Origin of the sequence: Burkholderia metallica, from assembly GCF_001718555.1 — a bacterium.
In the GTDB taxonomy this organism is placed as follows: Bacteria; Pseudomonadota; Gammaproteobacteria; order Burkholderiales; family Burkholderiaceae; genus Burkholderia; species Burkholderia metallica.
The window spans coordinates 2,962,223-2,974,888 of sequence record NZ_CP013401.1; the positions used below are offsets into that span (position 1 = coordinate 2,962,223).

At 66.8% G+C, this 12,666-nt stretch carries 10 protein-coding genes; 2 read left to right on the forward strand and 8 right to left on the reverse strand.

The window, feature by feature from the left end; translation table 11 throughout:
• Nucleotides 1-310: 310 nt before the first annotated feature.
• From WJ16_RS13385 to WJ16_RS13395, 3 genes are read right to left on the reverse strand one after another with little or no spacing between them, the layout of a single operon-like run.
• Nucleotides 311-1,834, reverse strand: a complete 1,524-nt coding sequence (locus WJ16_RS13385; protein ID WP_069257462.1) for an efflux transporter outer membrane subunit — start codon at nucleotides 1,832-1,834, stop codon at nucleotides 311-313.
• A complete protein-coding gene (gene bpeB / locus WJ16_RS13390) occupies nucleotides 1,834-5,034 on the reverse strand; it encodes an efflux RND transporter permease BpeB (RefSeq protein ID WP_069257463.1) in 3,201 nt (1,066 codons plus the stop codon). The genes WJ16_RS13385 and bpeB overlap by 1 nt, the downstream gene beginning before the upstream one ends.
• Before the next feature lie 15 nt (nucleotides 5,035-5,049).
• Nucleotides 5,050-6,324 (reverse strand): efflux RND transporter periplasmic adaptor subunit, encoded by a 1,275-nt coding sequence (locus tag WJ16_RS13395; protein WP_069257464.1) that lies wholly within the window; start codon nucleotides 6,322-6,324, stop codon nucleotides 5,050-5,052.
• A gap of 402 nt (nucleotides 6,325-6,726) precedes the next feature.
• On the opposite strand from WJ16_RS13395, the gene WJ16_RS13400 reads away from it, so the two are divergent.
• On the forward strand, nucleotides 6,727-7,368 hold the full coding sequence (locus WJ16_RS13400) for a TetR family transcriptional regulator (RefSeq protein ID WP_069257465.1): 642 nt from the start codon (nucleotides 6,727-6,729) through the stop codon (nucleotides 7,366-7,368).
• 94 nt (nucleotides 7,369-7,462) lie between these two features.
• Here the strand turns inward: WJ16_RS13400 and WJ16_RS13405 are convergent, their stop codons facing one another.
• Entirely contained in the window at nucleotides 7,463-8,140 is a 678-nt protein-coding gene (locus tag WJ16_RS13405) for a cysteine hydrolase family protein (protein WP_069258060.1), read from the reverse strand.
• A gap of 152 nt (nucleotides 8,141-8,292) precedes the next feature.
• Here WJ16_RS13405 and WJ16_RS13410 point away from each other — a divergent pair, with 152 nt between their 5' ends.
• Nucleotides 8,293-9,312: a helix-turn-helix domain-containing protein gene (locus WJ16_RS13410; RefSeq protein WP_069257466.1), complete on the forward strand. Its 1,020-nt coding sequence runs from the start codon at nucleotides 8,293-8,295 to the stop codon at nucleotides 9,310-9,312.
• A 38-nt stretch (nucleotides 9,313-9,350) separates the two neighbouring features.
• Here WJ16_RS13410 and WJ16_RS13415 read toward each other — a convergent pair whose 3' ends face one another.
• From WJ16_RS13415 to WJ16_RS13430, 4 genes are all read right to left on the reverse strand, one after another.
• Nucleotides 9,351-10,058, reverse strand: coding sequence for a CoxG family protein (locus WJ16_RS13415; RefSeq protein ID WP_069257467.1), 708 nt, complete (start codon nucleotides 10,056-10,058; stop codon nucleotides 9,351-9,353).
• 28 nt (nucleotides 10,059-10,086) lie between these two features.
• Entirely contained in the window at nucleotides 10,087-10,446 is a 360-nt protein-coding gene (locus WJ16_RS13420; RefSeq protein WP_069257468.1) for a DUF427 domain-containing protein, read from the reverse strand.
• 129 nt (nucleotides 10,447-10,575) lie between these two features.
• Nucleotides 10,576-11,013: a carboxypeptidase-like regulatory domain-containing protein gene (locus tag WJ16_RS13425; RefSeq protein ID WP_069257469.1), complete on the reverse strand. Its 438-nt coding sequence runs from the start codon at nucleotides 11,011-11,013 to the stop codon at nucleotides 10,576-10,578.
• A 103-nt stretch (nucleotides 11,014-11,116) separates the two neighbouring features.
• Nucleotides 11,117-12,601 (reverse strand): DegQ family serine endoprotease, encoded by a 1,485-nt coding sequence (locus tag WJ16_RS13430; RefSeq protein WP_069257470.1) that lies wholly within the window; start codon nucleotides 12,599-12,601, stop codon nucleotides 11,117-11,119.
• Between the last annotated feature and the right edge of the window lie 65 nt (nucleotides 12,602-12,666).

The following is a 12,666-nucleotide window of genomic DNA, read 5'->3' on the forward strand; positions in this document are numbered from 1 at the left end:
TTTTTGCGGGGATGGACAGGGAGGGATGCGCGGGTGAGCGTGCCGGGCGCGTGAAGGCTGGCCTCGGGTGTGTGGCGCGGGACGTCGATTGGTGGGGCGAATCAGTGTGGCTGGTGTGGTCGGCGTGGCTGGCGTGAGCGACTTCAGCGATGTCAGCGAACCGCGCGCATCGCTACGCCAACAATCTTCGCCCCGCATGATTCGGCAGCACAAAAGAAAACGCCACGGACTTTCATCCGTGGCGTTTTCGCTTCCGCATACAGCCGGTTCGAAAAACAGGCGCAATAAACCGCGCCTGCCCTCCTTGCGCTTACCCGTTCGTCGCGGCTGCCGACGCAGGCGCCGGTGCGGCCGCCTTGTCGTAGTCGACCGGCGCATCCGGCGCGCGCGGCGCTTCGCCTGCGCGCTGGATCCACCCGCCGCCCAGTGCGCGGTACAGGTCGACCAGGTTCGTCCAGCGTGCGAGACGCGCGCTGATCAGAGACTGCTGCGCCGAGTACAGATCCGTCTGCGCGGTCAGCACCGACAGGTAACTGTCGACACCGTTCTTGTAACGCAGGTCCGACAGGTCGAAACGTCGCTGTTGCGCATGCTCGTTGCGCTCGAGCGCCGCGATCTGCTGGTCGTACGTCCCGCGTGCGGCCAGACCGTCCGACACTTCGCGGAATGCCGACTGGATCGCCTTCTCGTAGTTCGCGATCTCGATGCGCTTCTGCACGTGTGCAAGATCGAGGTTCGCGATGTTCGAGCCGCCCTCGAAGATCGGCAACGCGATGTTCGGCGCGAACGACCATGCCGCCGTACCTGCCTTGAACAGACCGCCGAGCGTCGGGCTCGCGGTGCCGAATGCAGCCGTCAGCGAAATCTTCGGGAAGAACGCCGCACGCGCTGCACCGATGTTCGCGTTCGCGGCCAGCAGCGTCTGCTCGGCCTGCATCACGTCCGGACGGCGCGTGAGCAGATCCGACGGAAGGCCGGCCGGCACGTCCGCCAGCAGATTCTGCGCGTCGAGCGGCATGCCCGGCGGCAGATCGTCCGGCAGCGGCTCGCCGATCAGCAGCACCAGCGCGTTCAACGCCTGCGCGCGGGCTCGCGCCTGTGCCTGCTGGTTCGCGAGCGCCGTCTCGACGACCGTCTGCGCCTGGCGCAGCTCAAGTTCAGAGCCCGTGCCATTGTCGAACTGCAGCTTCGTCAGGTTGTACGAGTCCTGCGCCGTCTTCAGCGTATTCTCGGTGATCTTCAGCAGATCGTCGGTCGACAGCAGCGTCAGGTACTGGTCGGCCACCTGCGACACCAGCGAGATTTCCGACGCCTGCCGCGCATACGCGGTCGACAGGTACTGCGCGAGTGCCTGATCCTTCAGGCTCTGCACGCGGCCGAACAGGTCGAGCTCCCACGACGCCGAAAGCCCGACGTTGTAGGTGCGCGAGATGGTTGCCTGCCTTGTCGGCGAAACACCCTGCGGATAGCGCTGAATCGTGCCCGTACCGGTGCCGTCGAGCGTCGGGAACAGCCCCGCGCGCGTGATCTGGTACTGCGCGCGCGCCGCCTCGATATTCAGCACCGACACGCGCAGGTCGCGGTTGTTTTTCAGCGCGATCTCGATCAGCCGCTGCAGGCGCGGATCGACGAAGAACTCGCGCCAGCCGATGGCGGTCGCAGCTTGCCCGTTCGCGCTGCGCGCGCCGGCCGCACCCGGCTGCGTCGCGTAGACGCCGCCGGCCGGGTACGCCTGCGCGACGGGCGCGTCGGGCCGCTTGTAATGCGGCGCCATCGTGCAGCCCGTGGCAAAGAGCGCGACCGCGATTGCAGTCAAAGCGTGTTTTTGCATCATCACTGTCCCTTGTTGCCTTCGTCGCCGTTGCCCGGCTTCTCTTCGTGGTGCGAGTGCTCCTGAGCCAGGCGCAGCGCCTCGTCGACGTCTTCCTTCTCGCCGCTGAAGATCGCGCGGATCTTCACGAAGAACATCGGGATCATGAAGATCGCGAGGAACGTCGCCGTGATCATCCCGCCGATCACGCCCGTGCCGATTGCGTGCTGGCTGGCCGAACCCGCGCCGTTGCTGATCGCGAGCGGCATCACGCCGAGAATGAACGCGAGCGACGTCATCAGGATCGGACGCAGCCGCAGGCGCGCCGCTTCCAGCGCGGCCTCGATCGGCCCCATCTTCTCCGTCATCTGCAGTTCGCGCGCGAACTCCACGATCAGGATCGCGTTCTTCGCGGACAAGCCCACGGTCGTCAGCAGGCCGACCTGGAAGAACACGTCGTTCTCGAGGCCGCGCATCGTCGCCGCGAGCAGTGCGCCGATCACGCCGAGCGGCACCACCATGATCACCGAGAACGGGATCGACCAGCTTTCATACAGCGCCGCGAGACACAGGAACACGACGAGGATCGAGATCGCGTACAGGATCGGCGCCTGCGAGCCGGACTGGATTTCCTGGAACGACAGGCCGGTCCACGAGTAGCCGATACCGACCGGCAGCTTCTTCGCGAGCCCTTCCATCGCGGCCATCGCCTGACCGGTCGACTTGCCCGGTGCGGCCTGACCCTGGATTTCCATCGCCGACACACCGTTGTAGCGCTCGAGCTTCGGCGAACCGTACGTCCAGTGACCGGTCGCGAACGAGCTGAACGGCACCATCCCGCCCGACCCGTTGCGCACGTACCAGATGTTCATGTCTTCCGGCGTCATCCGGAACGGCGCATCCGACTGCACGTACACCTTCTTGATCCGGCCGTCGGTATCCAGGAAGTTGTTCACGTACTTCGACGCCCATGCGATCGAGAACGTCTGGTCGATCGCATCCGCGGTCACGCCGAGCGCGTTCGCCTTCTCGCGATCGATGTCGACCTTGTACTGCGGCGTGTCGTTCAGGCCGTTCGGGCGCACCCCTTGCAGCGTCGGATCCTTCGAGGCCATCCCGAGCAACTGGTTACGCGCGGCCATCAGCGCATCGTGGCCGAGACCGGCGTTGTCCGTCAGCTCGAAGTCGAAGCCGGCAGCCGTACCGAGTTCGGGAATCGACGGCGGGTTGAACGGGATCACGATCGCGTCCTTGTAACCCGCGTAGCGCCCGAACATCCGGCCGATCAGCGCCTGCACCTTCTGGTTCGCATGCTGACGCTGCGCGTAGTCCTTCAGGCGCACGAACACGAGACCGGAGTTCTGGCCGCGGCCCGCGAAGCTGAAGCCGTTGACCGTGAACGCCGATTCGACGATTTCCTTCTCGTCCTTCAGCAGATAGTCGGAAATGTTCGCGAGCGTCTTCGCGGTCGTTTCCTGCGTCGAACCCGACGGCGTCTGCACGATCACGAACATCAGGCCCTGGTCTTCATCGGGCAGGAACGACTTCGGCAGGCGCACGAACAGCAGCCCGACCGCGACGATCACGACCAGATAGATGATGAGCCAGCGACCCGAGCGCTTGATCACGTGGTGCACGCCGACGTGGTACTTGTCGCGGCTGTTGTTGAACGTGCGGTTGAACCAGCCGAAGAAGCCCTTCTTCTCTTCGTGATGCCCTTGCGGGATCGGCTTGAGGATCGTCGCGCACAGTGCCGGCGTCAGAATCAACGCGACGAGCACCGACAGCACCATCGCCGACACGATCGTCAGCGAGAACTGACGATAGATCGCGCCGACCGAACCGCCGGAGAACGCCACCGGCACGAACACCGCCGACAGCACGAGCGCCACGCCGACGAGTGCGCCGGTGATCTGGCCCATCGCCTTGCGGGTCGCCTCCTTCGGCGACAGCCCCTCTTCGGCCATCACGCGCTCGACGTTCTCCACCACCACGATCGCATCGTCGACCAGCAGGCCGATTGCGAGCACGAGGCCGAACATCGACAGCGTGTTGATCGAGAAGCCCACCATCGACATGATCGCGAACGTACCGAGCAGCACGACCGGCACCGCGATCGTCGGGATGATCGTCGCCCGCAGGTTCTGCAGGAACAGATACATCACGAGGAACACGAGCACGATCCCTTCGAGCAGCGTCTTGACCACTTCCTCGATCGACAGCTTCACGAACGGCGTCGTGTCGTACGGATACTTCACGACGAGGCCGTGCGGGAAGAACGGCGCCAGTTCGTCGATCTTCGCGCGCACGGCCTTCGCGGTGGCCAGCGCGTTCGCGTTGGTCGCGAGCTGGATACCGAGTGCCGCGGTCGGCTGACCGTTGTACTTCGTGTCGAAGTTGTAGTTTTCGCCGCCGAGTTCGATCTTCGCGACATCCTTCAGACGCACCTGCGAGCCGTCCTGGTTGACCTTCAGCAGGATGTTGCCGAACTGCGCGGGCGTCTGCAGCAGCGTCGATTCGGTGATCGTCGCCTGCAGCATCGTGCCCGGCTTCGCCGGCGTGCCGCCGATCTGGCCGCCCGCGATCTGCACGTTCTGCGCGCTGATCGCGGTGCTGACGTCGACCGGCGTGAGGCCGTAGTTCGTCAGGCGGTTCGGGTCGAGCCAGATCCGCATCGCGTACTGCGAGCCGAACAGCGTGACGGTACCGACGCCGTTCAACCGGCTGATCGGATCCTTCACGTGCGACGCCACGAAGTTCGCGAGGTCGTACTTGTTCATGCTGCCGTCTTCGGAGTTGAAGGCGAGCACCAGCAGGAAGCTGCTGCTCGACTTCGTCACCGACAGACCGAGCTGCTGCACGACCTGCGGCAGAACCGGCGTCGCGAGCGACAGCTTGTTCTGCACCTGGACCTGCGCGATGTCGGCGTTGGTGCCCGGCGCGAAGGTCAGCGTGATCGTCGCGTTGCCCGAGTCATCGCTGGTGGACGACATGTACAGGAAGTTGTCGAGACCGCTCATCTGCTGCTCGATCACCTGCGTTACCGTGTCTTCCACCGTCTTCGCGGAAGCGCCCGGGTAGTTCGCGGTGATCTGGATCGATGGCGGCGCGATCGTCGGATACTGCGAGATCGGCAGCGTGAAGATCGCCGCAACCCCGGCCAGCATCAGAATGATGGCGATCACCCACGCGAAGATCGGGCGATCGATAAAAAACTTTGCCATGAAACAGGCTCCCTGTTATTGCGCGCTCGAAGCAGCGGCAGCACTCGCCGGCGCGGCGCCCGATGCGGCAGCACCGGAAGCGGCAGCGGCGCCGGAACCGGCAGCAGCCGGCGCGGCGGTCGCAGCGGCACCCGATGCGGCGTCCGCCGCCGGTGCGAGCTGCGCGGGGACGGTCTTCACGGTCGCACCCGGGCGCACCTTTTCGCCGCCCTGCACGATCACGTGATCGCCCGCTTGCAGACCGCCTTCGACGACCCAGTTCTGGCCCTGCATGCCGGTCGTCTTCAGCGGACGCGGCTCGACCTTGTTGCTGGCGTTCACCACCATCGCGATCGCCTGGCCCTTCTGGTCATGCGTGACGCCGATCTGCGGCACCAGGAACGCGTTCTCGTTCACGCCTTCCTCGATCCGTGCACGCACGAACATCCCCGGCAGCAGCACGCGGCCCGGGTTCGGGAACACCGCGCGGATGGTGACCGAGCCGGTGGTCTGGTCGACCGTCACGTCCGAGAACTGCAGCTTGCCCGGCTCCGAGTAGGTCTTGCCGTCTTCCAGGATCAGCGACACCTTCGCCGCGCCCGGGCCGCTCGTCTTCAGGCGCCCGCTCTGCACGTCCTGACGCAGCTTCAGCCCTTCGAGGCTCGACTGCGTGAGGTCGACGTACACCGGATCGAGTTGCTGCACGGTCGACATCAGCGTCGCCTGGCTCGCCTGCACGTATGCGCCCGGCGTCACCTGCGAAATGCCGACACGGCCGGAGATCGGCGACACGACATCCGTGTAGCCGAGGTTGATCTGCGCGGTATCGACCGCTGCCTTGCCGGCCGCGACGTCCGCCGCGGCCTGGCCTTGCGTGGCCACCGCGTTGTCGTAGTCCTGCTTGCTGACCGCGTTCGCGGCCACCAGCACCTTGTAGCGCGCGACCAGTGCGTTCTGCGTGACGAGGTTCGCCTGCGCCTTCGCGAGCGTCGCCTTCGCGCTGTTCAGCGCGGCGATGTACGGCGCCGGATCGATCTTGTACAGGCGTTGACCGGCCTTGACGTCGGTGCCTTCGGTGAATTCACGACGCAGCACGATGCCATCGACCCGCGCGCGGACCTGCGCGACGAGGAAGGCGCTGGTGCGACCCGGCAGGTCGGTGTAGACCGGTACGGCCTGCGGCTGGACGGTGACGACGCCGACTTCCGGCGTTTGCGGCGGCGGTGCCGATTCTTTTTTCCCGCACGCGGCCAGGAAAACGGCGGCCGTCGCGACAGTGATTAAGCGGTATGGAACCCGTTCGACGCGCATGGAGCGACCTCTGTGTATAACCAATGGAATAAGTGCCGCACCCGACCGGAGCGAGCGCGACACGGATGCGCCTCACGGCGCAGATCGAACACCTGAATTACTGGACTGCTAGATACAGCAAGCGGCACGAAACCTCCGTGCCGACAGGTTGCCCCGCAACTGCGGACTTGGTACTTGGCGGGAATCAGCAGAGTGGGATATTAACTGATTGCCACTTGGGTCATTCGATCGTAGGGTGGTATTGTATATACATTCATGAATGTATGTAAAAAGCCCGTTTATGCCCCGCCGGCTGTCCATTCTTACAGATTGTTACCAGCCGCAAGCATAGCCAGTCTATATGACGGCGCCGAGGGTTGCAGACCCTATATTCACCTACGATCGATCCAATCAGGCCTGCACATGGTCAGACGTACCAAGGAGGAGGCGCTCGAGACGCGCAATCGCATTCTCGACGCCGCCGAGCACGTGTTCTTCGAGAAGGGCGTGTCGCACACGTCGCTCGCGGACATCGCGCAGCACGCCGGCGTGACGCGCGGCGCGATCTACTGGCATTTCGCGAACAAGAGTGAACTGTTCGATGCGATGTTCGACCGCGTGTTTCTGCCGATCGACGAACTGAAGCGCATGCCGCTCGACGCGCCGGGCGGCAATCCGCTCGACAAGATCCGCCAGATCCTGATCTGGTGCCTGCTCGGCGTGCAGCGCGACGCGCAGTTGCGCCGCGTGTTCAGCATCCTGTTCATGAAGTGCGAATACGTCGCGGACCTCGAGCCGCTGCTGCAGCGCAACCGCGCGGGGATGAGCGAGGCGCTGCACGCGATCGATGCGGATCTCGCGGTGGCGGTGCGGCTCAAGCTGCTGCCCGAGCGGCTCGATACGTGGCGCGCGACGCTGATGCTGCACACGCTCGTCAGCGGATTCGTGCGCGACATGCTGATGCTGCCCGACGAGATCGACGCCGAGCAGCATGCGGAAAAGCTCGTCGACGGCTGTTTCGACATGCTGCGCTACAGCCCGGCGATGCTGAAGGACGGCGACTGACCGCACGGCGAGCGTTCGCGCGCGGTGTTCGTTTCACCGGGCGGCGCGCCGGTTTCGTCCGCGCGCGGCCCGCCTCCTTGTCTTTCTGCCCGTTTCAGGCCGCCTTCGCGCGTTGCGCACGCGCCCGCCGGTTCGACGCGGCGACCGAATCGCGCTTTCGCATGGGTGCTCCGGCCAGTCCCGCGATCCACGCATCGGTCGACATCACGGCCGCGAAATTCGACTGGAACACCACCGTGTACGCACGGTGAATCTCCTCGGCGCTCGCCGCGCCGGCTTCGTTCTCGTACGGCAGCGCGCCCGTCGCGTCGTCCAGGTACTCGACGTTCAGCCCCGCATGCGCCGCGTGATAGACCGTCGACGCATTGCAGTTGTGCGTCATGTAGCCGGCCACCGCGAGCGTGTCGATCGCGTGCGCGTCGAGCCACGCGGCAAGGTCGGTCCCGGCAAACGCGCTGGCTTGCTTCTTCTCGATTCGATGCGCGAACGGCCGGTCGGCGACGACCGCGTGCAGCGCGACGCCACCGGTGCCCGGTGCGAAGACCGGCGCGCCGGCCGGCGCGACGTGCTGGACGACGATCACCGGCACGCCGGCCGCGTGCGCGGCATCGATCGCGCGGCCGATGTTCGCGAGCGATACGTCGAGCGGCGGGTATTCGATCGGCAGGTTGCCCGTCACGTATTCGTTCTGGACGTCGATCACGATCAGCGCGCGACGGGAAGCCGGATGAGCGGCGGAACGGGAAACGGAAGACGGGACGGCATTCGACATGGCGGGCTCCTGGTCCGGGAGCGCGGCCCCGCCCCGGAACGGGACGGCCAGCGGCGCGATGCGATGCATTGTCGGTGCGCATCGCGCATGCCGACAGTGGCCCGATAGCCATTCTTCGATAAAATCGGGCCATCGCGATTTCCGAGCCCGCCATGACCGCCGCCTCGTCCGCCCGGCCCGCCCTACCCGTTCCGACCATAGTCGCCGTGATCGCGTACGACGGCATCAGCCCGTTCCACTTGTCGGTGCCGTCCGTCGTGTTCGGCAACGAGCGCGATGCGGCCACGTCGCCCGTATTCGAGTTCCGCGTCTGCTCGGCCGAGCGCGGCCCGCTGTCGACGACCGGCGGCTTCACGATCACCGCGCCATACGGACTCGACGGGCTAGACGACGCGGACATCGTCATCGTGCCGGCCTGGCGCGATCCGGACGAAGCACCGCCGGACGTGCTGCTCGACGCCGTCCGCGCGGTCGCCGCGCGCGGCGCGCAACTCGTCGGGCTGTGCCTCGGCGCGTACGTGCTCGCCGCGGCCGGCCTGCTCGACGGCCGTCCGGCCACCACGCACTGGGCATGGGCCGACGACTTCGCGCAACGCTTTCCGCGCGTGAAGCTCGATCCGGACGTGCTGTACGTGGACGACGGCAACCTGATGACGTCGGCCGGCACGGCCGCGGGGCTCGACTGCTGCCTGCACGTCGTGCGGCGGCGCTTCGGCTCGGACGCCGCGAACCGGATCGCGCGCCGCCTCGTAATCCCGCCGCATCGTCAGGGCGGGCAGGCGCAATACGTGGCGCAACCGGTCGCCGCGCACCCGCGCGATGCGCGACTCGCAGGCCTGCTCGACTGGGTGCGCGCACACCTCGACGCCGCGCACAGCGTCGATTCACTCGCCGAACGCGTGCTGATGAGCCGGCGCACGTTCACGCGCCATTTCCGCCAGGCCACCGGCACGACCGTCACCGCATGGTTGCAGGCCGAGCGGCTGGCGCGCGCGCAGCATCTGCTGGAAACCACCGGGCAGTCGATCGATGCGATCGCGCAGGCGGCCGGCTACGGGTCGAGCGTGTCGCTGCGCCAGCATTTCGCGGGCGCGCTCGGCACGTCGCCGTCGGCGTATCGAAGGGAATTTCGCGGTGCGGGTGTAATGGCGGGCGCCGATGCGATGCGGTAACGCGGCGGGCGCACGTTGCCGGGAAACCGGCCGGCCGCTCAGCCGCCGTTGATCCAGCGCGCCGCGTAAAGCAGCAGCGCGACGAAGACGATCATCGCGGCCCACGCCCAGACGGGCACCGTGCCGGAACCGCGATGCGGGAGCGCACTGGCGGCACGCCCGGTCAACGCGCCGCCGAGATGCGGCGGCAGCGAGCGCTTGGTCGCGGCCACCAGCGCCGCCGGCCGCAGAAACACGTGCTGGCGCCGCGGCGCGGCCGAGCGCGCGCGATTCGGCGCGAGCCCGTGCTTCGCCTGGACGACCGCGCAGAATTCGCGGAAGAAATCGTCGGTCCATTCGCGCAGCGCATTTTCGATCTGCCGCCCGGGCAGCTCGGTGAGCGGCCCGCTCGCCGTCGCCCAGACCACGTACTCGATGCACGTGGCGTTCGCGTCGTCGTCCGGCCTCAGCACGAGTTCGACCTGACCGCGCAGCGCGCCGAGCCCGTCGGCCCGCGCCTTGAAGTTGAGCACGCGGCGCGGTTGCCCTTCCGCGTCGCCCTGCTCGGCCGCCGCATGCGCACGCACGTCGTAGCGGGCGCGCAGCGGGCCGAGCGCGACCGTGATCGTCAGCGCGAACGCGCCGGGCGCCAGCTTCACGAAGGATTCGCAATGGTCGAAGCTCGCGCGCAGCAGCGCGAGATCCTCGAACGCCTCCCGCACGACCGGCGGCGCGAGCGGTACGCGTAATGTGTCGTTCAGTTCCATGACGCCTCCCCGACGAACGCGCGCCGCATCAGGACGTCTCGACGAGGCTGTCGATCCGTGCAGCATCGAAGGCGACGTAGTTCGCGAGCGCGGACGCCCCCTCCTTCGGTTCCTCGTAACTCCATGCAGCGTTCTCGACCATGCCGTCTTCCGTCTGCAAGTCGAAATGCACGGCCTTTCCCCTGACCGGGCAGGCCGACGTGACGGCCGATTTCACGAGCCGACGCATGTTGACGTCCTTGCGCGGCAGGTAGTGGATGTCCGGCAGGCCCGTTTCGCGCACGGTCAGCGCGCCCTGCGAATCGGCGTACGTAATGCCGCGATGGATCACGCGCACGCGATGACGGTTCGGCACGATTTCGAGTCGAGGGTCGGCTGGATCGGACATCGTTTCTCCTTCGGGCGGCCGGCGGGCCGGGGGCAGGAAACGAAAAAGCCACGGCACGCGGCCGTGGCTTTCATTATGGGCGAAACTTCGTCCGATTGCGCGGCCCGGGCCCGGGCCGCACGCGGCGCGTTACTGCGCGCTCCACTGGAACGCGGCTTTCGCGCCGCCCTTGGCACCGACCGTGACGGCACGGGACTCGTCGCTACCCTGGTAGGACGCATGCACCGTGTAGCGCCCCGGCGGCAGTTTCACGAGCATGTACGGCCCGCGCGCGTCGGCCTTCAGCACCTCGGCGCCCTTGCCGTCGACGATCCGCACATGAACGTCGGCCAGGAACTCGCCGCCCTTGCCGGTGAAGCGCAGCGCCAGCGGCCACGCGGCTTCGTTGCGCTCGAACGCCGTCGACTGGTCTTTCCCGATACCGCCTGACACGAAGGACACGTCGCCCTGCTGGATCGCGTCGGGCAGACCGTCCGACTGCGCGTACGCGCCGGTCGCGCCGGCTGCGAGGCCCGCGGCCAGCGCCGCGGCGACGGCAAATCGGGACACGTTGCGTAGATATTGCATGGCTCTCTCCTTGGGGTCGGAACACATACAGCGCGCATCGTCGCGCATTCGAACGACGTCGGCGCCCGCCGCAGCCGGCATGGCCGGCCGCGGCCGCGACCGGTCAGCTCAGGTCGACCGGCACGAAGATCTGTGCATTATCGCGCTGGATCAGCAGAGCAAGACTGTTGCCCGCTCCCTTGACCGCGTCGCGCAGCTGCTCGGGGCTCGTGACCGGGCGACCGTTGACCGCGAGGATCACGTCGCCGGGCTGGATGCCCGCGTTGGCGGCCGGCCCGCTGGCCTGCTGCACGATCAGCCCGTGCGACAGGCTGTCGGCGCTGCGCTCCTGCGGCGACAGCGGACGCACCGCCACGCCCAGGCGCCCCTGCTCGACCGGGCCGCCGTCGTTCGACGCGAGCTTCGCGTCGGCCATTGCGCCGAGCGTCACGCTGATCGACTTCTTCGACTTGTCGCGCCAGATTTGCAGGTCGGCCGTCGAACCCGGCTTCAGGTTCGCGATCTGCGCGGGCAGCGACGTCGAATCGGCAACCGGCGAGCCGTTGACCGACAGGATCACGTCGCCCGGCTGCAGGCCGGCCTTCGCGGCCGGGCCGTTCGGATCGACCGAGCTGACGAGCGCGCCGTCGGGCTTCTGCAGTCCGAACGAGCTTGCGAGCGTCTGGTTCAGCCCCTGCACGGCGACGCCGAGGCGGCCGCGGCTCACGTGGCCCGTCTTCACGAGCTCGTCCTTCACCTTGATCGCCTCGTTGATCGGGATCGCGAACGACAGGCCCTGGAAGCCGCCCGTCTGCGAGTAGATCATCGAGTTGATGCCGATCACCTCGCCCTGCAGGTTGAACAGCGGGCCGCCCGAGTTGCCGGGGTTCACCGGCACGTCGGTCTGGATGAACGGCGTGTAGTTCTCGTCCGGCAGCGCACGCGACTTCGCGCTGATGATGCCCGACGTGACCGTGTTGTCGAAGCCGTACGGCGAACCGATCGCGACGACCCACTGGCCGACCTTGCTCTGCGCCGGATCGCCGATCTTCACGGTCGGCAGGCCGCTCGCGTCGATCTTCAGCACCGCGACGTCGGACTGCTTGTCGGAGCCGACGACCTTCGCCTTGTATTCGCGCTTGTCGGTCAGCTTCACCGTGACGACGTTCGCGCCGTCGATCACGTGCGCATTGGTGAGGATGTACCCGTCGGAGCTGATGACGAACCCGGAACCGAGGCTCGCGCTCGGCTGGTCGTCCGGCTGCGCGTCGCCGCCCATGCCCGGCACCTGGCCGTAGAAGTGCTTGAAGAACTGGTAGAACGGATCGCTCGGATCGATCGGCAGTTGCGGCTGCGGCACGCGCCGCGACACCTGCTTCACGACGTGCTTCGCGCTGATGTTCACGACCGCCGGACCATAGGTCTCGACGAGCCCGGAGAAATCGGGGATGCCGGTCTTCGCAGCTGCTTCGGCCGGCATCAGCGCGGCCGCCTGCGCGGGCGTGATGATCTGCGGATCGGCGCGGCGGGTGCCGGCCACATAGCCGGCGGACAGGGCGGCCGCCACGGCGACCGCGACGGCGCCGCGCGCAAGGAATCGGGTATTCATCGTAGGACCTCCTCTTTGTTAGGACGCAGCGTAACGACCCTGACTTAAAGGAGGCTTAATCCGCC